Origin of the sequence: Candidatus Hydrogenedens sp. (genome assembly GCA_035378955.1) — a bacterium.
In the GTDB taxonomy this organism is placed as follows: Bacteria; Hydrogenedentota; Hydrogenedentia; order Hydrogenedentales; family Hydrogenedentaceae; genus Hydrogenedens.
This window is the reverse complement of sequence record DAOSUS010000038.1, coordinates 1-22,648: the sequence shown is the minus strand read 5'-3', so window position 1 is coordinate 22,648 and position 22,648 is coordinate 1. Positions and strand designations below refer to the sequence as shown.

The following is a 22,648-nucleotide window of genomic DNA, read 5'->3' as shown; positions in this document are numbered from 1 at the left end:
ACTACGAAGCATAATATCTTTGTATCATAGAAATAATCTGATTTCGTGGGGCTATTATAATATCCAGAGTGCAATTCGAAGCCAATTTTAAATCTTCAAATGCTAATAAATTATAGGGATTGGCTATTGCCACTCGAAGAGTATTTCCTCGTATTTGTATGGGCATACATTCATGTTGTCTTGCCATTCTTTCCGGGATAACTCTTAAGGCTATGGAATGTACAATCTCTTTTCTTAAATCCTCTATAAAAGGATAGCCACTCTGTTTTGCGAGGACTTTTGCAATTGTTGTATCATCCACAAAACCTAATCGAACTAAAACCGTTCCCAGATGTTCTTTATAACTACTTTGTTTTTGATATATAAGAGCTTTGTTCAATTGTTCCTCCGTAATTATCCCTTCTTTTAGCAAGATATCCCCAATTCTTAATTTTTCCCAATTATCTTCTTCTTTTTTCTTTAAATCTCCTGAATATTCGACACCCCGTTGAACAGCATCAATACCCGAAATCAAACCATGAACCTTTTGCAATTCTTGTAATAATTCTTCTTCAGAAACCATTTTCTCAGTTGATTGCGGGGAAACAGTTGTCAAAGAGACAGTATCCTCAGGAAATCTTTCTATCATCGCTACTGTTCGGTCAAAAGCATCTTCAAAAGCAATTATAGCGGTATAACAATGGGCTAATGCCGAACGCATCTCACGAACCTGGTTTAGAACTTTTCTCTGTAACAAAAATTGTTCTTCTCGCGTGGTTGTTTTCGATAAAGTCTCTTGAACCCTTTGAAAATATGTATTTAAATTCTTGCGATTTCTCAGAAGCATTCTTAACCGGGGAAGTTTATCCTTTAGACGGTCTATTACCTGGGAAAAACGGAGATAAATTTCTCCATAATATCTTCCCCACTCAATAATCTCCTTTTCTATGGCTTCTAATGGGTCATTATTTTCGGGTTGATTAATAAGCAATTTTATATCCTAATTGTCTACAGCCTTCCTGTTATAATTATTCTTATCACTTTAGTAAAAAATATATTCTTCTAAATAGTCTTTATGCAAATTTACTCATATACCAACCTTTACAAAATCTCTAACATTATATAATATAAAAAAATAGTCATGTATATCAATTTTTTTATATAAATTATACAAACTTTTTTTCAAAAAATATTTTTTTGGGAATTTAGAAAAACACTGACAAAATTTTATAAAACGGCATATTCTAAATAAGAATAATGTTATTTTGTATATGAAGATAAATTTTATAAATTTAAATCATTTCATTATCTTTGAGATAATATATTTATGGAATTTAAATAATAAGGAGTATCCTATGACTGTATTAAGAATTAAAGGCGTTCAAATGAAAGTGGCAAATACAAAGAAAGAAAACCTTCCTAAAATACTTGAGCATATACAGAAGGGAGATTGTGATATTATCATCTTTCCTGAAATGAGTTTAACAGGATATAACAACAATTTTAGTGATACCCGAACTACAGAGGCATGGAAACAAATCGCTTCAGCATGCAAAAAATCTTATGTTTCAAGCATTATAGGAACGGGTGTGCGAATGGATGGGAATACATACATTCAAGCGAGAATTTATACAGATGAAGGGAAACTTTTAGGAACACAGGAAAAACTGGTTCCAACAGAAGAGGACCGTAAATGGTGTCGTCCTGGTGAAGAATTACGATTATTTAAGTATAAGGGAATAAATTTTGGATGTTTGTTGGGAAATGATTTATGGGTGGCACCTGGTTTTGGTCCATACCCGGACCCAAGGTTATCGTATCAGTTGGGAAAACGCGGGGCACAGATTATTTTTCATCTTATAAACACAGGCATAGACCAGACTTACCTTCCTTATTATGATATTAATTTACGACTAAGGGCTCGGGAAAGTAAATGCTACATAGTAACTGTAAATTCTGCATCTGAACATGGTGTAATCAATTGTCCTTCCGGAATAATGTCCCCCGAAGGCAGATGGTTGGTGCAATGCCCTCTACAGGGAGAACAAACATTCGTTTATGACCTTGAAATTGAAACAGAAACTTAATCCGTTTTGTTATGTCTTTTAGACAAATTTTTTTAATAATATTTATCATTGCAATAGGTAGTGTAATTATCCTCTTTGGATACTACTTTCAAAAAAATTATGTTTCAAAGCCTAATATTGTATTTATACTTATAGATACATTAAGGGCAGATTGTATTAATCCTGATGTAGAACCTAACCCCATTACACCTTTCCTATCTAAACTTGCCCAAAAATCTATATATTTTTCTTGTGCGGTAACACCTTGCAGTTGGACAAAGCCTACAATGGCAACTTTGTTAACGGGTTTACCTACGGAAAAACATGGCGTTCGATATAGTGTTAGAAATGAGGACCCCAATGCACCTGTAAGTGATGTTCTGAACGATACCTTTACTACCCTTCCGGAATATTTATCCCAACAGGGATATGAGACATACGCAGTTCAAAGCAACGCTAACCTGGCTCCATTATTGGGTTTTGCACAGGGATTTCGTGAGGACCATTTTATTTTCCAAAATGATGCACCGGCTTCGTTTGTAACGGAGAAATCCATTCAATTTGTTAATAAAACAAAGCGTCCTTTTTTTCTTTATAGCCATTTTATGGACCCCCACCTACCTTATAATCCACCGTCTCAATATTTAAATTTACTAAAGAATTCAGATGGTGCCGTTGTTGATAAGACATATATAGCGCCCAATGTAATTATTAATTACCTAATGGAACTTGTATATTACAACCTTGGAAAACGCTCGGAACCTCCATCTCATGATTTTACAGAACAGGAAAAAAAGGAACTCCGAAGAAGGTATCATGCAGAAATACGATTTACTGATGCAGAAGTGGAGAAATTGGTAACTATCATAAAGAAAAAATATCCTAATACAATCTTTTTCATTCTTGCAGACCATGGTGAAGAATTTTGGGAACATAAGGGGGCTGGACATGGAACTTCTCTTTATGAAGAACAAATTCGTGTGCCTGTAATTATTCATGGGAGAGGAATAAAACCTAAAAAAATAGATACACCTATTTCTATCGCTGGTTTTGCGAAAACAGTTGTTTCTCTGGTTGATTTGCCTCCACCTTCACAGTTCGAAGGTTACAATCTATTAGAAGAAAAAGATAAAAGCACAAGGATTGAAATGGTTACATGGGGTCCATGGAAAGATATGGGATTAAACCTAAAGGGAATTATGAAATATCCTTGGAAACTTATATTGGACAGAAATACAAATAAAATTGAATTATACAATCTTACGGAAGACCCTAAGGAATTAACCAATGTATATGAAAGACATCCTGAAATTGTTTCTGAATTAATGGAACCAATTGAGAGTACTTCTCACAAAAAGGAAATACCTACATCAGAAAACACAATGACATTACCAGCGGAATTAAAAGAACAACTGGAAAAACAAGGGTATCTGTAAATATATAATTCACTTTTATCGTATTACTTATAATACTTTACTTTCGTTATAGACAAGTTTTATAATTTCCTTCATTAACTTTAACTTAAACTTATTTTAATTATGTCTTCTGAAAATTTATCTTCAAAAATACTTTCTAACAAAACATCTTCACTTCTTTTTTTTGCTTTAATTTTGTCGTTCTTATGCGTAACCTTATTTCAGGGAAGTCGTGGCTTATATGAAACCACAGAAGGCAGGTATGCTTTGTGTGCTTGGGAAACCATGCAGTCTGGAAATCTTTTAGAACCTGTATTGCACGGGAAACATCATTGGACAAAGCCACCATTAACTTACATGGCTATTGCTTCTGGGCTTTTTATTTTTGGTGATAATAGCACATGGGGTGCTCGTTTTTATCTTATCCCTGCTTTTATTCTTACAGTGGTTTTTGTGTATCTTTTTGCGAAATCTTTATGGGATTTGCCTACAGGAGTTATTTCCGCTCTTATATATTCATGTTCTCCTTTTTTAGTGGGAGGGGCTAATTCTATATCGACGGACACACTTCTTGTTTTGTGGCATTCCCTAACTTTTTTCGCTTTCTGGAAAGCCTACCAAGCAAAAAGCCGTTGGTTTGTATATTTATTCTGGCTGGGTATAGGTTTGGGTTGTATAACGAAAGGTCCTATGGGTTTTATACCCTTGATGGGGATAGTTCCTTTCTGTTTATGGCGGTGGCTTGTTTATAAAGAAAAATTATGGTATTTTATCTCGCCCATTGGTATATTTATTTTTCTTATCGTAGGTATTGCATGGTATTTCTAGGAAAATATAAAATATCCCGGACTATTACAGTACTGGCTATTTCACGAAACAGTGGGAAGGCTTGCTGAAGGTGAATTTGACAGAAATCCGGAATGGTATAAGGTTTTTCCTATGTATTTCCTACCTGTTATTTTTGGGACAGGTTTTTGGCTATTTCTATTACTTTATGCTTTATACAGAAACAAGAAAGATAATGGGAAATATTTCTCTTTTTCGTGTTCTGAACCTCAATGGTTTTTGTTAATTGCCAGCTTTGTATTTCCATTTATTTTTTTCTTAGTAAGCAAGTCTCGGTTAACTTTGTATATACTTCCCGTTTTTATACCTCTAACCATAATGATGGGTAGAGTATTGCAGAGTGCTATGGAATGCAATTTTATCTCTGTGAAAAAACTCGTAATTATAGCGGTAATTAACTCTGTACTTATTATATCCGCCAAAGGTTTTTCTGCCTATTATCCCAATGAGAAAGATATGAAGCAATTAGCCAATGATATACAGCCTTTATTAAGTCAATTTCATCAACCGGAATTCTATTGTATAAAATCAAATAATCTCAATGGTTTTGAGTTTTATACACACATACCTGTTCCCGAAAAAGAATTGCCCGAAAAACAAGGTCTTGACCCCCAAACAGCCCTGAAAAATATTATGGAAACAATTACAAACTTTTTAGCAGAGAAAACCAACACACAACGGATTATCTTAATTCCACGCAAATATGAAAAAGTAATAAAGACCTTAACGATACCTGATAAATTAAAAATCTATCCTGTGAATAAATTTTGGGTTGCAATGTATTATAGTGAATAAAAAGGGGATTATTTTTAATAACAATATTTAAGATAATTTTATAAGTATATTTTTCTCATTGTATTTTTATTCCATGTTAAAATTAGATACAAGAAATATTTGTGATAATTTCCAATTTAAGAACAAATTTTTTTGCATGTCCAAAATCTCAAATAATTATATATTCTTTATTCTTCTATTTTTTTTATCTCTCTCTGCCATTGTTGTTTTTTCCGCCTACGGTGAGGAATTAAAAGAAATAAAAAGTAATACGGCATCATTAGAAACTGATTTGCATTCTACTCATATAGAACAAACTATCGAAAGGTTAAAGCAGTTACAACAAACTGTCCTTTTTGAACTACATCCGACTTTTTCAGAGCCTCCTTCCTTTGACTTTGATAATTTGTTATTTAAAGATGATATATCTACACATCCTATTGTTTCCCAAACATCAGAACCTCTGTTAAAAGAACAATTGATTGCCTCTAAAGGCGTTAATATGACACCTAAGTTTGAGGAAATTTTTCTTCTACTATCTGACGAAATGAGGTTAAAAGCATGTAAAAAACTTTATGCTAATGACTCACAGAGTTTTACTCAAAAAATAATACATTACCTCGGTAAAGGAACCCCCGAACAGGCTCTGATAATAAACCAAATTTTGCCCTATTTGAAAGAGGAACTGGAAGAAAATCTGATTGCGTCTCTACAAGAAAATCCTCAGGACTTGGTGGAGAAACGAACCATTATTTATGCGTTAGGAAGAATAAAATCAGAAAAATCTGTCCCGATATTGTGGAATGAAATACAAGCAACACAATCGGAAGAAATTCAATATACTTGCGTTCAATCTCTTGCCAATATGCCCCATTGTTTATCCTTAGAACAGTGGGTTCAACTATTACAATATAATTCTGTTTCTGTATCATTAACAGCGGCTTATGCGATTTTAGAGTATGGGGGTAGTTCGGCGGAAGAGTATATTCGACGGATTCTTTTGGGTGAGATTTCGGTATCGCAACGGGTGCTTGAATATATCTCTGACCGAATATGTAATTATCCTCTTGAAATTATTGTCCCTTTTTCAATAGAAGTAATGAGTAGAAATCCTGGTTTGGCTCAAAAATTTTCTTCGATATTACGCCAAAGAACAGGGGCAGACTTAGGTCCGAACCCTCAGTTGTGGGCAGATTGGTGGAAAGAATATTTGAATAAAACATCTACCCTAAAAAATCCTGAAAACACACCAACGCCCCAAAACGATAATTCAAATCAACCGGATATAAAAGTGCATGCTCCCCGAATACGGAAACGGTAGTTTTACTCATCATATAGTTTGAGCACGGGCTTGTTGTTTTTCAATCAATGGAACAATTTCTAATGCACTTTCAAGCGAATCTTCAAGCGTTCCACAACCCCAATAATCTCCACAAAAATATGTTCTGCAAACACCATTAATTTCTGTAAATCTTTTTTGAACACTTAGCATTTTCCATGTAGGTTTGGGGGCTTTCCTGTGTAACACGGTCATTGTTTTTTCTTTTGGCACATTATTGCCCTGAGGGGTAAAGGTAAGAAACAAGTTTGTTTTTATTGATAATTGTTGCAAATGATTTAAATTCCAGGTTATTACAGGTGGAATTTTGTTCGGGGTATCACTAACTTGAATATACCATGAGGCTGGTTCCTTTGACGGGGTTTGAATAAATCTTTCATCCGTATGAACCACGACATCAAATTCTTCATATCCGAAAGAAGAAAGGATTTGCTCTTCAGAGGGTGTAGGCTTTTCTAATAATTTCAGGGCATCATCTGCATGTACAGCAAGAATTACTGCATCAAAAGTTTCTTTTTCTCCTGTTTTTGTAATTATCTCAATATGTTCTGGACGGCGAAATATTTTAACAACCTCTGTTTGAAATCGGACCGGGTTAATTAGAGAAGACACCAATTGACTGATAATTCGAAAACCACCCCCACGAACAATACGCCATTGGGCATTTTCATCTCCTTCTAATAATCCTAATTTGCTTAAATATGAAAAGAGGAAATATGCGGGCATATCACTCAAATTGCTTTTTAACCCACACCAGAAAGACTGTATTAATGGTAAAACGAATTTTGTTTGAACCTCTGGGGAAATACCTTCTTCTTTAAGATACTCTGACAAAGATGTTTTTAAATCTTTTTTTTCTAAAAAGTCTTTCCATTGTTTTTTCCAATTCCGCCATAAAGAATAAACTTTGTAATTTATTGGCTTCAGGTATGCCGTTGTAGAGGAGAAACTCTGCTCATTATCTCCCAAACACCAGTATAGTTTTTTATTGGGGTGATTAATAATTACACTTTTAGGCACTTCTTGGGAACGGAGTTTTAATTGGTCAAGTAAGTTTACGAGATTAGGATAATGAGCACGATTGTAAATATTAAAACCTAAATCGACATAATTATCTATATTCCCTTCCTTATACTTAATAGAGAAGATACCACCGCCCGGGCGATTACTCTTTTCAAACACATAGACTTTATGTTTCGAACAAAGTTGATAAGCACAGGTCAATCCTGCAATACCTGCTCCAACAACTGCAATTTTCATTTATTCCTCTCCTATATTTCTCCCATAATCTCTTGCAATATCTTTACTCCAATATCATGCAAATATCCGTTGGACGCAAAAACACCTACGGAATTATTTAGTAAAGGTTCTCCGTTATATTGAAACGTTTTACCGAAAACATCTGTTACTTTTCCTCCTGCTTCATGGAGAATGATGGCACCTCCGACATGGTCCCATACTTTTTCACGATAATTAGGATTGTCAGGTGGAGTAAATCGTAAAATAATTTCACCTTCTCCACATGCTAATAACCCATACTTTACCTGGCTATCCACAGGAATAGACAATTTCATTCCCATTTTTTCACAAAATCGGTTGGTTTTCTCAACATCGGTATGTTTTGATTCGTAAGAACGGAATAATATGGCTTTTTCGGGGTTTTTACATTGGGAAACATGAATAGGAATAGGGACAGAGAAAAAATCATAAAGTTGCACCCATGCTCCTTCCCCTTTTTCTGCAAAGAATAGACAACCTTGTCGGTCATCTTCTTCGGATAAATGGGGCAAACGCAAACGGGGACAGGCTAAAACTCCAATATCAATTGTCCCCTTATTGATATGTCCTAATGAAATGGCGTATTGATTTCCCCGAATGAACCCTTTCGTTCCATCCAGAGGGTCTAACACCCAATACGATTCTTTTTTCGTTGAAAAGCAGTTTAATTCAAGGTAATCTATTATTTTCTTTTGGCTTAATTTTTCTAAAAAGGGTTCTAATACATTTTTTAATTTATCAATAAAAACATCACGGTTCGCTTCGGGCAAAGATTTTACTGTTTCTTCTGCAATTAGTGGCTCTCCTTCAAAATGTGTATTTAACCAATGACTAACCATAATTTGAGCCCCTAAATCTGCAAGGGTAACAGGAGAAAAGTCCTCTTTTGTTTGAGTATTTTCCATTCCCAGAGTAGCAACCGTCTCTGTAAAAATACTTACTTGCCACATCAATCTAGCTAATTCTTTGCCGAGATTATCCATTCATAAAATCCTTGCTATATCCGTCTCCATGCGGAGATTAAAAGTTGATAGGCATGGTCTAATTCTTTTTCAGTAATAATCAATGGAGGACTTATACGAATAACTTTTTTGGCTAAAGGACCCAAAAAGTGCACGCCTTCTTTTCCAGTTCCGTAATATGCTTCCAATACACACTTGTTCGCAATTTCCAGGGATACACAGTCAACGCCGTATACAAAACCTTCTCCTCTTACATCCATAATAAAAGGAAATTCTTGTTTTAATTTCATTAATATATCTTTCAATTTTCCTTGCGTTTTCTTTACATGTTCAACAATTTTATCTTCTTCAAAGACATCCATAGTGGCACATACGGCACAACATGCTGAACTCCCTCCACTGAAAGTATCTGATGCTTCACCGTAGTCTAATGCCTCTATTAAATCTTCTCGCCCTACAACAGCCGATGCAGGTTCACCACTTGCCATTCCTTTTCCTAATACTACCAAGTCGGGTTCAACACCATAGGTTTGAAATGCATACATATTTCCTGTCCTACCAAAACAAGACTGGACTTCATCGAAAATAAATGGTATATCATGTTCATTACACCAATGTTGTAATAGTTGATGATACCATTTCGGAGGATGATAAGAACCTTTCGCTCCTAAATAGGGTTCGGTAATTAATAAAGCAATTTTTCCCTTATGATTATCCCAAAGTTGATTTAATTCCTTTTCATAAAAATCCTGTTCGTAACCTTCTCCCATAGGGAAAGAAATCCAACGGACATTGGGGTTAGGACTGGTATCCCCGGTTACATCTGCCGCTAATCCTTTTTTACCATGAAATCCATGTCTTGTCGCCACAATAATATTTCGTTCTGGGTAACGGTGCAAAGCAGACCACATTGCTTTTTGAATTCCTTCGGAACCACTTGCAGCCCATAATATCTTTTGTGCTTTGGAATATCCAAAACTTTCAATCAATCTCTTTGAAGCCTCCACCTGAACTGGTGAAATCATGTTATAGGTATTTCTTGGCAATTGTTTGTAATATTCCTTAAATTTCGTTTCAAACTTAGGATGAGCATATCCCAGATTACTTACCAAAACACCGGAGGTAAAATCTGTTAATTTGCGTCCATCAAGGGTCCATAGATATGCCCCTTGTGCTTTATCAACTACAATTTGAGATGGGGTATAGGTTTGTTGTCCGCGACCTACATATTTCGTCCATAGTTCCCGATATTGGTTTCCCTTATCTTCATCTGGATGAAAAATAGTCATAAATAAAACACCTCTATTCATAAATTAAAAAGTTCATTGTAAAAAAAAGAGAGGAAAAATATTGATGATATTATGTTTTATATTGTTCTCTATTTGCAAACCTGACGCAATAAAGCAATAGATATATCAATAAACGAATAAAAGAGATTTATTTTTCTGATATAACGAGTAAATAAAAAAGTAGGCACGCTTTTCAGCGTGCCTACCTATATTCAGGCACAACTTAGAAAGTTTCCGTTTTATACCATGTCCCGGTATTAGTTTCCAATTGTAATTACGAATACAGCACGACGATTCAATTTACGATTCGCCGGTGTATCATTGGGAACTGCGGGTCTGCTCTCACCATAACTAATGGTTGTGATGCGGCCTGCATCAATACCATTTTCAACCATATACTTCTTCACCGCATCAGCACGGCGTTGCCCTAAGCCCATATTGTATTCATCTGTTCCAATGTTGCAGCAATGACCTTCGATTGTAATTTTGTCCGTCGGATATTTCTTCATGTAGGCGATAACTTCGTCTACAACTGCTTTTCCTTCGGGTTTCAAAATTGCTTTATCGAAATCAAACAACACATGGTTGAATACAGGGGCTGTTCTCTTTTGAACTGGAGGTGCTGGTGGTGGAGGAGTAGGAGCAGGAGGAGCAGGAGGAGCTGGCTTCTGCCACTGACTATAGACAATACCACGATTGCCCCATAATTCAGAATCATTATTGTTTGAAGCCGCTTCTTTAGGCCACCACCAATAACCTGAACGACCTTGTGAATCTGCTACAGGTTCCGGTGTTGCACCTGTGTTTCCCCACCAGGACATGTCATCCCAAACTTTTGCAGCCTTTGCAGGCACTGCTACTAAAACAAGTAAACCAATCATTGTGAGTGTAATAAGTTTTTTCATACATTCCCTCCTTATGTTGGGTTCGTATTTTACGGTTAACTTTCTTTATTGTGCCGCATCCTTCACGGCTACAATTTTTTTATTAAATCATATTTTATACTTACAAGTCAAGTATTATTTACAAAATTATTTCTTGACTTATTTTTGAGTTTAACACAATGAAACCCAAAAAATCAAATTGTTATTCCCAAATCGTTTTTTCATGTAACGACAAACAAAGACATTATGTTAGCAACAGCCTCATTAACGGGGGCTTTAGTTGGATAGCGAATGAATTCACAATGACCATCCAGATATAGCACATTGCAACCACCGGGAATATGATTGAAAAACACAGCTGTGCCTGATGTACCTAATTGGTCTAACATAATAAAAATTTCACTTTGAGCTTTCGATGAAGCCGCTGGATTATTAATATCTGTAATGAGAAATCTTTCAATACCTTCACGCAAACGATAAAGCGTATTTCCACCTCCATTTCCTTCACCAACCATATAAGTGCCCGTTACATCGCTGTCTGCTGCACGAGATACAACACTGGGGTCAGGTCCCGGTGGACTGGTTAAGGAAGCAACCACACCCGGAGTAGAAATTAATTGAAGAATTGCAAAAGGTAATTGTTTGGGAACAATTGTTGAACTATTTAAGTTAGGCACATTGGCACTTATCACCTGGAAAATTAATTGTAAACTTGGAATAGCACCTACTGTAGTTGATTACTCTGGGGTTTGTTCTAAACGGTCAAATACCCAACCAAAATAGGCATAACTTGAATCAATTGCAGAAACACCATCATCCCAATTTAGATAATAACCGATATGATAATCTTGTTCGGTTATTCCCAAACTTGGATAACTTCTACCTTTCAATGAATTTAGTGTTTCTTGTGCATCTGATGGACAGATTATTATAGCCGGGTCTGTAAGGTATTCGGGGTAAATAGACTTCACACGAGGTCCCGCAGCAATAAAAGACGCCCAGGCGCCATTATCATCTCGTTGTGCTACCTCTATTTGAATCGGTGGATATTTTCCTCCTGACGATTCATTAGAATACATCTTGAAGACAAGTCCCCATTGTTTTAAATTGTTCTGGCAACTGGAACGCCTTGCTGCTTCTCTTGCTCGGGCAAGGGCAGGTAACAGTATTGCTGCCAGAATTCCAATAATGGCAATCACAACTAAAAGTTCAATGAGAGTAAAACCTTTTTTCTTCATATCTTACTTCCTTCGTTATAAAGTTTGATTATATCATTGTATCCCCATCACAAAAGGAAACAATATTATGGATTTTATTATATTATTGTTATTTCCAAAAAATCAAGATTTTTCGTTTCGGAAGTGAGTGCTTTTTTTATAGAAGATTTTGTATAATCTATCTAATGATAAAACAGAAATTTAAGGAGATTTATAATGTTTAAAATCCAAACTCAGTGTAAACAATATTATATTTTGCTAATCGCTTTTTTGAATCTTTCTTTCATCGGATTTCTGAATTCCAACTCTTTTGCTAATGATGGGAACAAACCGATTTTTGAAGAAAATTTTGAGCAGGGTTCTCAGCATTGGGAAATGACGGATTCGAATGCATGGACTGTTTCAAAAGATGACAAGGGCAATCATCTTTTATGCTTAACAGGTCCCAGCAAGTATGAACCCGCAGTTCGTTCGCCTAAAAGTATTGCATTAATCAAGGATGTAGAGTTTGAAGATTTTACTCTTACAGTTCGTGCAAAACAAACGGGAAAAGAATATGGACATCGCGACCTTTGCTTTTTCTTTGGTTATCAGGACCCAACCCATTTTTATTATGTACACATTGCAACAAAAGCCGATGACCATGCCCATTCTATTTTTCTTGTAAATAATGAACCTCGGGTATCTATTGCAAAAGAACGCACAAAAGGAGCTGATTGGGCACAGGATTTTCATCAGATAACGATTGTACGTGATACAAAAACGGGAAAGATTGAAGTCTATTATGATGACATGGAAAAGCCCATTATGGCAACAGAAGATAAAACATTTGTAAAGGGAAAAATTGGATTGGGGTCGTTTGATGATACGGGTTGTTTTGACGATTTAAAAATCTGGAATACTGCAAATAAAAATCTTGCCATTCCCAAGTAAGTCTTTATCTATTTAATTGATTCAAAAAGCCAATTGAAATCGTATTCTGTTTCCGAGGCGGACATTATTAATTCATGGATGTTTTCAAGGCAAATATATAATTCTTTTTTGGCTTTATCGTTCCACGGATAACGAGATAACCATAATGCAACGAAAAGCATAAAAAGCAAATCTTCAAAGTTTTCTTTTATCAACCATGTTCGTCCCCCATATTCATGAATTCCAAGAACTTGTTGAACTCCTTTATCAGAGAACATAGGATATAAATAAGGAGCCCAGGGACCGTATTGTAATCGGATTAAATGTGTTGAATGTTCAATGCTAATACGAACAAGTTCGGCATCTTTCCTTGCGGAATTTTCATCAAGACCCAATTTAGCGAAACCTCTTGCTATAACATCGGTCAAATGCCATTCCTTTAGCCATTGGGCAGTTATTGAAGCAATTTCATTAGATTCATACGAAGGAGGACCTATTAACATAAGAGAAAGTCCACCAAGATTACGAAGCAAACTCCATACTGTAAATATACGCGATAATCTCCTCTGTTCTGGACTATGAAATGCAAGTCGTGTGCCGAGATAGGATTCTATTTCGGGCATATCTCCCAATTTGCAAAACTCAATATATCTATGATGAATATCCATACACTCCTTTACAGAATGTTCAACCCATGGTCTTATAGGGAATGGATATTGGATTCTTTTCGCGGAGGCAGACCAGAAATGTTCTAAAACCGTATATAATTTTTCTTCATCTACTTCTTCTCCATCTATCAATGGACCTATAAACTCCGGTTTTATAACCTCTTCCAGGGGTCCTATCACATCTGAATACAGGAACTCATGATATAGACTTTCTATATCTCGAATTCCTTTACCGGATAGAATATCCGCAACTTTGCTCCAGATACCATCGCGGTCATAAACTTCCCGCCAATTCAATAAAGCGACATATTCATAACCTTGTAGTTCCAAATAAATCCCATGTTCACAAAGGTGAGCCCCGGAATAGATATAATCCAATCCTTTTCGCAAATCATGGAAGATATAAAAAATACCCGGTGTAGATTTTAATCCTAATGCTTCGCCTAAAGTTCGTGTAATGAGATTGGGATTATCTGCGGGTCCTACATTAATTGATGTTGAACGATAAATACGACCCCGTGTTGTAATATATGCGTTGTTGTATAGAATTAGTGCTCGTTCTAAACCGGAACGGTTTGAATAAGCAAAGACATTTTCATCTACCCAACCTTGAGGGGTAATAAAATCATACATGGCAAAATGTTGAGCACCACTGAATATGTGCCTTTTCTTCATTAACGGGAATATTTCTCTTTCATGCCGTCGGATAAGATTTTCATCCGGAGTTTCATCCCAATAGGCACGCGGATATTCCATTCCATATTTTTCTGCGAACCCTTCTATCTGACCATGCCCGAACATAGGTAAGCCGGGCAGGGTTACCATCATCATGGCAATTCCAAAGTATTTATCATCTTTACCGAACTGGGCAATAGCCGTTTCTTCATCGGGATTGTTCATAAAATTAACAAATCGTTGTAATACGGCGGGACTAAATTCCAATACATTTTTAATGGTTTGCCGATATTTGGCATTGTCTTCCATTTTAAGCATATTCATAAAGGCGCTGTTATAAACGCGGTGCATACCTAATGTTCGCACAAAATAACCTTCCAATAACCAGAAGGCTTCTGCCAATAACAAAGTATCTGGAGCCTCTTCGGCAATTGTGTCAACAACTTCTCTCCAGAATTCTTTCGGGAAATGTTTATCAAATTCTTCGCGTGTCATACCGCATTCAGCACGGGATGGGATTGCCCCACCTTCGCCGGGAGCCGGAAACCATAATCGTTGATAGTGCCGTTTTGTAAGGGTCATTGCCGCATCGAAACGGATTATAGGAAACATTCTCGCTACATGAAGAATATTTCTTTTTACTCCTTCTCGCACTTCGGGCATAAGGAAATTTAATTGTGCGGTATCATTCCAGGGCATGTGTGTCCCGTCATTACCATGATAAATATACCTTACTTCACCCGTCCGATAATTTTGCCATTTGAATACGACTGCTGCATCGGAACGGTCCCAATATCCATCTTCTATTTGAATACAGATATCCGGATGTGAGGATAAATTTGGGCCATGAAACCGATAGGAAGGGAATGGCGGATAAGGCATCTGAATAAACCAATCTGGATGTTCGATAATCCAACGGGAATAAATACCAAAATGATTTGGCACCATATCACTTGCCAGGCGTATTCCTTTTTGCATGGCTCGTTCTTGCAATCTTTTTAATGCTTCCTCTCCGCCCAAATCCCGTGCTATTTCATAATCAAACAGGGAATATGCGGAGGCTAAGGCTTCTGGATTTCCTGTTAACCGTTTAATAGTCTTAGACGCCTCTGAGCGTTCCCATACTCCAATAAGCCATAATCCGGAGAACCCCCATTGTGCTAACTGGTCTAATTCTTCATCTGGAATATCATCCAGATGTTTTATCTCTCGTTGATATTTTTTCGATAACTGGGACAACCATACATATATAGATTTGGCAATTAAAACCAGATTGGGCATCCAATCACGGTCAGGTGAAAACGCCTCGTATTCCTCATAACCCATTCCTTTTAATACTCGCAAATCAAGGACATCCACAGGACCTTTGCCAAATCCACGCCATTGTCGCTCTTCCTGAATAATACCCCATACAAAGTTTAACTCTGTAAGTAAAGAGGGAGGCAGAAAAAAACTCCAATTTTTACGAATATAATCTAATTGTTCTTCCAGAGAATTGGGACATGCCCTTATAGGTTCCCATAGCGTATCCCACAAAGAGCGATTTGTTTCTTTCAAAGGTGGCCATTGTTGAATAATGGACTCTGCCTTGTTAATAGAATCGGGATATAAAGGCTGTCTTTTTTTTAATGATTCATCATCAAACAAAATTTTGTATTTTTTTACCGCAGGATTCTGATTTGTAATCCACCCTAAGAGATATTCCTGCCATAAAATTTCGTATTGAGAATTTCCACGAGGTTCTTTTGTAAAAAATGCGTTTGCATCTACTCCCTGCCGATAAAAAGTTTCTGGTGGAAATTCATCTAACCATTCGTTTAATAATCGAATGATTTTGTCGCCCCATTCCTTTTCCAGACTTTCGCCCAAATCCAGCATGGGTAATGGTTTTACTTGCTGGCTATAATAATGAATAATGTAACGGAATACCTCGGTAATTATTTCCAGGGAACGCAATTCCCCCTGAGACCAATATGAGAACCCCGGACGGTGAGAATAAATACGATTTACTTCTTCTACTAAGGAACGAACCCACAAAACTTTTTTTTCTTTTTCAGAAATATCTTTATCTAATTTCTGAAAAGTTTTTTGAGGGTCCCAAGTATCCCACGATTTTTTTCTCCATAGGAAACTCAGGGGATACCAATCATTTTTCTTTACAAATTCCATCGTTATGCTACAATCCTTTCTGATATTACCTTGCCTTGAATTAATCCATAACAAGCAAAAACGCTTTTCTATATAATTTTCTATATAATATGTATTTTATAAAATCAATAGATTATAATATATATAGGCTATGGTATTTCATGGGCTGGTTTAGAATCGGTTTCATACTTATGGTTAAGAGGTAGTATATGATGTTGTTTTTTTGTAAAGACCGTTTCGATACGGGATTAAAAGTTTTCTATTTTTCCATCGTCTTTTGCCCTTTAATCTGCATCGGCATTGCTTGTTCTTCTCGCCCTGAAAAAAGCGGTATTGTTTCGATTGGTCCTAATATTACAGAGATTATTTTTGCACTTGGAGCAAATCAGCAATTGAAAGGAATTGGTGATTTTGATGATTATCCGCCAGAGACCCAAAATATTAATCGTATCGGAAGTTATTTATCACCTAATCTTGAGAAAATCACTTCGTTAAAACCTGCCACAATTATTGTTTCTGGCGAAATTCCACAACTTAAAGAATTATCTCAACAATTGGGCATACAATATCACTCTATACCTATGGACACTTTGCAACAAATCTATGACGGTATTACTCTCATAGGGGATATCACTCATACCAAGAATAAGGCGAAATATCTCATAACAGAAATGAAAAACAATTTTCAAAAGTTAGAGGAAATGACAAAAAATTTAGCCCCTGTTCCCACATTACTTGTTGTAGGCAGGGAACCTCGTGATTTGTCATCGATACAAGTAGCCGGAGGGCAATCCTTCCTTTCGGAAATTTTAAGATTAGCAGGGGGTAAAAATGTGTTTGAAGACTCAACACAAAATTATTTGGAAATTTCATCAGAGCAGGTACTATCAAAAGCACCGGAGGTGATTGTTGAATTTCGTTGTGGTGAAAATCTTACTCAAAAACAATTGGATGCTTTGTTTTTAGATTGGAAAGCATTGGATTCTGTTCCTGCAATTCAAAAAAGTCGTATTTACTTTATTCTTGAATCTTATGGTATGCGTCCTGGACCTCGTATTTGTGATATTGCACAAAAAATTGCGACTTTATTACATCCCGAAGTAGAATTAGGGTTATGAACCCAGTTCTAAAAGCAGAAAATCTATCCTTTTGTTATCATACCGAAGAGCGGTTATTTGAAAACATCCAATTTTCAATCGCTTCGGGGAAATTAACTGCTCTTGTAGGTCCTAATGGTTCTGGGAAAAGCACACTTTTACGGTTATTAGCAGGTATTATTCCAACAAAACAGGGAAAAATATTCTTAAATCAGGCACCTATTAGTTCTCTACATGCTCGGGAACGAGCAAAAAAAATTGCTTTTTTGCCCCAGAATATTTTTCCGATTTTTCCGTTAACTGTTTTTGAAATTATTGCCATGGGACGCTTTCCAAGAAAGCCTATCTTTTCTGGTCTTACTCAAAAAGATTATGAAGTTATAGAGCAATGCATGAATATTATGAATTTAAACAAATTGAAAGACCGTCTTTACTCAGAACTTTCTGGTGGAGAATGCAAAAGGACACTTATCGCAAGTATTCTAGCTCAAGAGCCTGAAATACTTCTATTGGATGAACCTTTATCCGGGTTGGATTTGCCTCATCAAACAGAGACACTTCACCATCTTCAGAAATTGAGTAAAGAAGGTTATACGGTAGTAATTGCATCTCACGAAATTAATATAGTTGCACGCTTTGCCCATGAATTTATCCTGTTATCATCGAGTCATCAGATTATCGCTCAAGGAAACGCAGAGGAAACCCTCACAATAGATAACTTGAATAATGCTTATAATACATCCTTCTGGGTAGGTATTCACCCTCTTACCAAAGGATTGCTTATTGAAGTAGAACAGAAAGAAAATCCATGAAACAGGGTCATAAAGTTAAATTTTTCTTTTTCGTTTTATTGTTTTCATTGCTCATTCCATTGAGTATTTTCATCGGGTATGAACCTATCTCTCCTTTAAGATTATGGCAGGAAATAAGACACTATGACCCAGCTAATAACAATCTGGCAATAGAAATTGTTCTTTTTCATCGCATCCCACGAACCTTAATAAGCATTCTTGTTGGTGCAGGACTATCTATAGGAGGAGTAACCTTTCAGGCGTTGTTGCGGAACCCTCTTGCGACACCTTATACATTAGGAACTTCCAGTTTTGCTTCATTAGGGGCTTATATATCTTTTCTGGGTATGAACTCGTTTTTATCGTCTATTTCTACTATTCCTATACCTCTATCCCATTTGTTCGCATTTGTCTTTGCTGTTGGAGAAGTTTTTTTTATTCTACTTTTAATAAAAACAAAGCAAAAAATATCGGCCACATTGCTTCTGCTCTGTGGGATAACTTTGGGAATGTTAGCAAATGCTTTTATTTCTATCCTTCGTTATTGGGCATCTCCTGATAAATTGGTATTCATGGAACGATGGTGGTTTGGCTCTACACAGGTTTTAGGGTATCGGTCTCTAATCGTAGTATCTATTATCTCCATACCTGCTTTTTTCTTGTTGTGGAGTTATAGTTCTGCATTAGACCAATATACTTTTGATGCAGAAATTGCTCAATCACGGGGGATTACTATTGCAAAACTGCAAACACATCTGTTTATTATTGTTTCTATTCTGACTGCTGTTATTGTTGCAGAAATAGGGCCTATCGGATTTGTTGGATTAATTGTCCCACACATCACCCGTTATTTTGTAGGTTCATCACACAGGTGGGTCTTTCCATACAGTGCTTTAATTGGTTCTATCTTTCTGCTATTTTGCGATATTATTTCCAGAAAATTATTCCGCACGGAGATACCTGTGGGTATAATTACAACATTGATTGGTGTTCCTGCGTTTCTCTATATATTGTTTGGGAAGAATTTTAAAGAATGGATGATATAAGCACATACATCATTTTAATTTCCGGGGGTTCTGCTTCTGGAAAGATTACGATTGCAAATCGTTTAAAGGAGTTTTTCTTCCCTTTTGCTGTTATTATCTCTTCCGATAATTATTATAAAGACCTTTCGCATATTTCTATGAAACAGCGGGAGCAGTATAATTTTGACCACCCCCAATCTATTGACTATAAATTGCTGGTTAAACACTTATCGCAATTAAAAAGAAAACAATGCGTCCATATTCCACAATACAATTTTGCAACTCATACACGAAAGAAAAAGACGCTTCTGATACAGCCCCATCCAATCCTAATTGTAGAAGGCTTGCATACTTTACTTTATCCTTCATTACGCAATATTGCAGACTTAAAAATATTTATCGAACTGGATAGTGATTTGCGATTTATCCGACGATTAGATAGAGACTTAACTGAAAGGAAACGGAAATTAAAACAGGTCATTTTTCAATATATCCATACAGTCCGTCCTATGCATATCAAATATATTCAGCCATCAAGTCGGTTTGCTGATTTGATTGTCCTCGGAAATGAATTAAACACATCTCTTAAAAAAATCTTATGCTATCCTTCTCTCAAGAAAATAATGAAAGACTTACACATCAATATCCCCTAATACCAAATCCGTATGGGGCAGTTCTCGTTTTATTTCCTCTACACGCATACCAAAACCTGGACCTTGTAAAGTTGTTAGGTTTAGGCAACCATCCTGTCTTCGGTATAACCCTGGATGAATTTTTGCTTCTGGTAAACTGGCTTCTGGATAGAACTGCATACCATTGCTTTCCACACCCATAATTGTCCCTGCATGGGCACCTAAAAGGACATGGGGTATTTGAGCCAACATCGGATTGGTTAAATCTTGAACCATAAGAAGTAAGCCATGCGCCTTTGCCCAACATAGAGATAGCAAAGCACCTGTTTGTGTCTTGCAAGTTTTCAAAGCAACACCCGACCAACCTAATTCTCTTCCACGAAGGATTACCCGCCAGTCATGGGCACTTTCATCCATAAACAATGGTTTCCTTACAGAAACAGGTCGAACATCAAAAGGATATTCTTCTAATTCATAAGGGAAGGGCTGTTCAACATAAAGAATCATTCCATAAATACGCGGATGTTCCCTCATCAGACGGTCAAGAATATCTACAACATAGCCTACATCAAGCACAGTACAATTAAAATCCACACTTAACCACCATACGCCCTCTTCCAGGGCTATATTTCCAACGCGAACAATTCTGTCATAATCCCAGGCTGCATCATTACCACGAAGTTTTATCTTTAGACACTTCAATCCATCTTGTCGTATCCATCCTCTTAACGAACATGGATAATTATCTGCTATCCGTTTTGTTACTTCTTCCTCCTCGAGCCAATCCAGTCCCCCTACTAAATGCCATGCTAATATTTTTTCGGGTAATGGAAATTTTAAGAATTGTTGTGGATATACATTAGAAAAAGAAATATTTTTATCTATAGCAGGGGTTATAAATTCAGCGAGATTCCAATTCATGAATTCATCATTATAGGTGTTATATATCTGTATTTGATGTAATTTTCCATAAGCATCATGAAGGGCAAGGTCAAATGGAGAACAACAAACCAATCCTGCCAGACGGGGCATAGCCTCAGTCATACTCCCGGAATTGAACTGTTTTAAGGCACGAGGCAATACCTGCTCAATAAAGGAATAACCTATTTCAATGGGATGTCCAGATACATCGAAATTTTTATAGAGATGAGCTATTTTTCGTGTAAAAGAGACTATGTGTTGATAACGCTCCACATAAGGTCGTTCAGAGGGCCAAACCCATTGGACACTTAAAGGTGTTTCTCCCCAACCTATGGCAGAATTCCCTTCTCTATCTTCTACTCGCAATGCAACACGGGCACATGTAACTTCTGTTAAAGTTTCTTTTCCAAATTTTAAGGGAACTCGTGTATGAACAGGAATAAAGTATAAGGCAACGGCTTTAATTTTTATATCCGTGTTTTTCAACATATTTATTCCCTTGAAAATTAAATAAAGGTATCATTTAAGCAGCATGACTTCAATGTCACCAACAAATAAGCCATCAATCTGAACCGTTCCTCCTTGCTGGAGTTCGGTAGGGGCATCATCCCGGATATAAACAAACTGATAATTTCCTCGTGGAACTTTCACTGTTTTTTCACCCCCTGCGGGAATAGATATATCTTTCCCTTTTTTCCCGGAACGCAGTCCGACTTTTACAGATGTGTCTAAAGGATTATATATTCTAATTTCATACGAACCGTCTCTTATTTGATATGTATAATTGGGTAATTTTACTTTTCTTCTTATTGAAGATTGCTTTATAAAATCATTTTCATCTGAATACTTTTTTGGAGAACCTGCATATATAATCCTTCGATTTTCAGGTTTTGTCTGCATTTGCTGTCTATTAACAGATTGTGGGGTTATACGATTAGGTTGCTGATATATAGGTTCCTCTACGGTTTGTGGTTGTTCCTCTTCCTTTTCTTCCGTAGGATTTGTCTCTATTTCTTCTGCTGTATTTTCTTCAACAGTGCTTTCTGAAATTTCATCTGTTTGTGTTTCTTCTATTATTTGATTTTCAATGACAGGAGCAGGTCGAACATAAAATCCACTTTTTCTTACCAGTTTATTATTTTCAAATCGTGCTGAAAAGCTTGACCCTGCTTTATCTGTCCATAAATAAAGATTGCCTCCTTTATTATCAGAACTAACCTGGGTTCCTGCCCTTTGAAGTATTGCCACTACTTCGTCCAGTTCCATTCCTTCTTTTAATTGGTCATACAATTCACGAGTCAAAGGATTAGGGATATTTTCATTTGTTTCGGCTCTGCCAGAATACCGCTTCAATATGCCATTTTCAAATCTACCATATAGGACTTTCTCTTCACGGTTCCAACGATATAACTTCATCTGTTTATCACTACTTTGCGTAATTAAATAATCTGGTTCACCTAATAAACTCACAACTTCTTCATAATTCATCCCTAATTTAACCTTGTCAAAAGGTTCGGCGGAAGGAGATGGTTTTTCTTCTTCCTCAGTATCTTCATTGGGCAATGTTTCTTGGGTTTGGTCTTCATTAGATTGGGAAACTTCTATCTCTTTTAAGGACGAGTTAATCTCAACGGTATTCTGAGAAACAGGTTGTTGTTGTTTTTCTATGTCTATAGCCGGGGTCATTGTTGACTGAATTCTAATAGGTTCTTCGGCTTGGGTGTTTTCTT

General features: G+C 36.4%; 18 protein-coding genes and 1 pseudogene. 10 read left to right on the top strand and 9 right to left on the bottom strand.

Annotated features, from left to right (window positions below; translation table 11 throughout):
• Position 1: 1 nt before the first annotated feature.
• A complete protein-coding gene (locus PLA12_08980; GenBank protein ID HOQ32631.1) occupies positions 2-970 on the bottom strand; it encodes a hypothetical protein in 969 nt (322 codons plus the stop codon).
• A 364-nt stretch (positions 971-1,334) separates the two neighbouring features.
• On the opposite strand from PLA12_08980, the gene PLA12_08975 reads away from it, so the two are divergent.
• The 5 genes from PLA12_08975 to PLA12_08955 all read left to right on the top strand — a co-directional run bounded on the left by PLA12_08975 (position 1,335) and on the right by PLA12_08955 (position 6,401).
• Positions 1,335-2,066 (top strand): carbon-nitrogen hydrolase family protein, encoded by a 732-nt coding sequence (locus tag PLA12_08975; GenBank protein HOQ32630.1) that lies wholly within the window; start codon positions 1,335-1,337, stop codon positions 2,064-2,066.
• Between the two features lie 11 nt (positions 2,067-2,077).
• Positions 2,078-3,481 (top strand): sulfatase, encoded by a 1,404-nt coding sequence (locus tag PLA12_08970; protein HOQ32629.1) that lies wholly within the window; start codon positions 2,078-2,080, stop codon positions 3,479-3,481.
• A gap of 102 nt (positions 3,482-3,583) precedes the next feature.
• Positions 3,584-4,288 (top strand): glycosyltransferase family 39 protein, encoded by a 705-nt coding sequence (locus PLA12_08965; protein HOQ32628.1) that lies wholly within the window; start codon positions 3,584-3,586, stop codon positions 4,286-4,288.
• A 111-nt stretch (positions 4,289-4,399) separates the two neighbouring features.
• Positions 4,400-5,101, top strand: coding sequence for a hypothetical protein (locus PLA12_08960; GenBank protein ID HOQ32627.1), 702 nt, complete (start codon positions 4,400-4,402; stop codon positions 5,099-5,101).
• A 136-nt stretch (positions 5,102-5,237) separates the two neighbouring features.
• The gene (locus PLA12_08955) at positions 5,238-6,401 is read left to right on the top strand and encodes a hypothetical protein (protein ID HOQ32626.1); all 1,164 of its coding nucleotides are present in this window, start codon (positions 5,238-5,240) and stop codon (positions 6,399-6,401) included.
• A gap of 9 nt (positions 6,402-6,410) precedes the next feature.
• Here PLA12_08955 and PLA12_08950 read toward each other — a convergent pair whose 3' ends face one another.
• The 5 genes and pseudogenes from PLA12_08950 to PLA12_08930 all read right to left on the bottom strand — a co-directional run bounded on the left by PLA12_08950 (position 6,411) and on the right by PLA12_08930 (position 12,070).
• Entirely contained in the window at positions 6,411-7,679 is a 1,269-nt protein-coding gene (locus tag PLA12_08950) for an FAD-dependent oxidoreductase (GenBank protein HOQ32625.1), read from the bottom strand.
• A gap of 11 nt (positions 7,680-7,690) precedes the next feature.
• Complete coding sequence (locus PLA12_08945; GenBank protein HOQ32624.1) at positions 7,691-8,680, bottom strand: inositol monophosphatase family protein; 990 nt, start codon at positions 8,678-8,680, stop codon at positions 7,691-7,693.
• A 14-nt stretch (positions 8,681-8,694) separates the two neighbouring features.
• Positions 8,695-9,948, bottom strand: a complete 1,254-nt coding sequence (locus tag PLA12_08940) for an aspartate aminotransferase family protein (GenBank protein ID HOQ32623.1) — start codon at positions 9,946-9,948, stop codon at positions 8,695-8,697.
• A gap of 257 nt (positions 9,949-10,205) precedes the next feature.
• Entirely contained in the window at positions 10,206-10,853 is a 648-nt protein-coding gene (locus tag PLA12_08935; protein HOQ32622.1) for an OmpA family protein, read from the bottom strand.
• A gap of 200 nt (positions 10,854-11,053) precedes the next feature.
• Positions 11,054-12,070 (bottom strand): annotated as a pseudogene (locus PLA12_08930) (DUF1559 domain-containing protein).
• A gap of 195 nt (positions 12,071-12,265) precedes the next feature.
• On the opposite strand from PLA12_08930, the gene PLA12_08925 reads away from it, so the two are divergent.
• Positions 12,266-12,982, top strand: a complete 717-nt coding sequence (locus PLA12_08925; protein ID HOQ32621.1) for a hypothetical protein — start codon at positions 12,266-12,268, stop codon at positions 12,980-12,982.
• A gap of 8 nt (positions 12,983-12,990) precedes the next feature.
• On the opposite strand, the gene PLA12_08920 is transcribed toward PLA12_08925, so the two are convergent.
• Positions 12,991-16,473: an alpha-amylase family glycosyl hydrolase gene (locus tag PLA12_08920; protein ID HOQ32620.1), complete on the bottom strand. Its 3,483-nt coding sequence runs from the start codon at positions 16,471-16,473 to the stop codon at positions 12,991-12,993.
• Between the two features lie 188 nt (positions 16,474-16,661).
• Between PLA12_08920 and PLA12_08915 the strand changes: the two genes are divergently transcribed.
• Genes PLA12_08915 through udk form a run of 4 tightly spaced genes read left to right on the top strand, consistent with a single transcriptional unit; the run spans position 16,662 to position 20,018 of the window.
• Complete coding sequence (locus PLA12_08915) at positions 16,662-17,570, top strand: helical backbone metal receptor (protein HOQ32619.1); 909 nt, start codon at positions 16,662-16,664, stop codon at positions 17,568-17,570.
• A complete protein-coding gene (locus PLA12_08910; protein HOQ32618.1) occupies positions 17,567-18,361 on the top strand; it encodes an ABC transporter ATP-binding protein in 795 nt (264 codons plus the stop codon). The genes PLA12_08915 and PLA12_08910 overlap by 4 nt, the downstream gene beginning before the upstream one ends.
• Entirely contained in the window at positions 18,358-19,386 is a 1,029-nt protein-coding gene (locus tag PLA12_08905) for an iron ABC transporter permease (GenBank protein ID HOQ32617.1), read from the top strand. The genes PLA12_08910 and PLA12_08905 overlap by 4 nt, the downstream gene beginning before the upstream one ends.
• Complete coding sequence (udk, locus tag PLA12_08900; GenBank protein ID HOQ32616.1) at positions 19,374-20,018, top strand: uridine kinase; 645 nt, start codon at positions 19,374-19,376, stop codon at positions 20,016-20,018. The genes PLA12_08905 and udk overlap by 13 nt, the downstream gene beginning before the upstream one ends.
• Here the strand turns inward: udk and PLA12_08895 are convergent.
• Together PLA12_08895 and PLA12_08890 are read right to left on the bottom strand one after the other, a co-directional pair.
• The gene (locus PLA12_08895; GenBank protein HOQ32615.1) at positions 19,998-21,407 is read right to left on the bottom strand and encodes a hypothetical protein; all 1,410 of its coding nucleotides are present in this window, start codon (positions 21,405-21,407) and stop codon (positions 19,998-20,000) included. The genes udk and PLA12_08895 overlap by 21 nt on opposite strands.
• A gap of 30 nt (positions 21,408-21,437) precedes the next feature.
• Positions 21,438-22,648, bottom strand: a 1,211-nt coding sequence (locus PLA12_08890; GenBank protein ID HOQ32614.1) for a hypothetical protein, incomplete at its 5' end; no start/stop codon positions are given.

What these genes read in the sequence shown, in the direction of transcription:
- PLA12_08975 (HOQ32630.1), top strand. Translation starts at nt 1,335, where the DNA reads ATGACTGTATTAAGAATTAAAGGCGTTCAAATGAAAGTGGCAAATACA.
- PLA12_08970 (HOQ32629.1), top strand. Translation starts at nt 2,078, where the DNA reads ATGTCTTTTAGACAAATTTTTTTAATAATATTTATCATTGCAATAGGT.
- PLA12_08965 (HOQ32628.1), top strand. Translation starts at nt 3,584, where the DNA reads ATGTCTTCTGAAAATTTATCTTCAAAAATACTTTCTAACAAAACATCT.
- PLA12_08960 (HOQ32627.1), top strand. Translation starts at nt 4,400, where the DNA reads ATGTATTTCCTACCTGTTATTTTTGGGACAGGTTTTTGGCTATTTCTA.
- PLA12_08955 (HOQ32626.1), top strand. Translation starts at nt 5,238, where the DNA reads ATGTCCAAAATCTCAAATAATTATATATTCTTTATTCTTCTATTTTTT.
- PLA12_08950 (HOQ32625.1), bottom strand. Translation starts at nt 7,679, where the DNA reads ATGAAAATTGCAGTTGTTGGAGCAGGTATTGCAGGATTGACCTGTGCT.
- PLA12_08945 (HOQ32624.1), bottom strand. Translation starts at nt 8,680, where the DNA reads ATGGATAATCTCGGCAAAGAATTAGCTAGATTGATGTGGCAAGTAAGT.
- PLA12_08940 (HOQ32623.1), bottom strand. Translation starts at nt 9,948, where the DNA reads ATGACTATTTTTCATCCAGATGAAGATAAGGGAAACCAATATCGGGAA.
- PLA12_08935 (HOQ32622.1), bottom strand. Translation starts at nt 10,853, where the DNA reads ATGAAAAAACTTATTACACTCACAATGATTGGTTTACTTGTTTTAGTA.
- PLA12_08925 (HOQ32621.1), top strand. Translation starts at nt 12,266, where the DNA reads ATGTTTAAAATCCAAACTCAGTGTAAACAATATTATATTTTGCTAATC.
- PLA12_08920 (HOQ32620.1), bottom strand. Translation starts at nt 16,473, where the DNA reads ATGGAATTTGTAAAGAAAAATGATTGGTATCCCCTGAGTTTCCTATGG.
- PLA12_08915 (HOQ32619.1), top strand. Translation starts at nt 16,662, where the DNA reads ATGATGTTGTTTTTTTGTAAAGACCGTTTCGATACGGGATTAAAAGTT.
- PLA12_08910 (HOQ32618.1), top strand. Translation starts at nt 17,567, where the DNA reads ATGAACCCAGTTCTAAAAGCAGAAAATCTATCCTTTTGTTATCATACC.
- PLA12_08905 (HOQ32617.1), top strand. Translation starts at nt 18,358, where the DNA reads ATGAAACAGGGTCATAAAGTTAAATTTTTCTTTTTCGTTTTATTGTTT.
- udk (HOQ32616.1), top strand. Translation starts at nt 19,374, where the DNA reads ATGGATGATATAAGCACATACATCATTTTAATTTCCGGGGGTTCTGCT.
- PLA12_08895 (HOQ32615.1), bottom strand. Translation starts at nt 21,407, where the DNA reads ATGTTGAAAAACACGGATATAAAAATTAAAGCCGTTGCCTTATACTTT.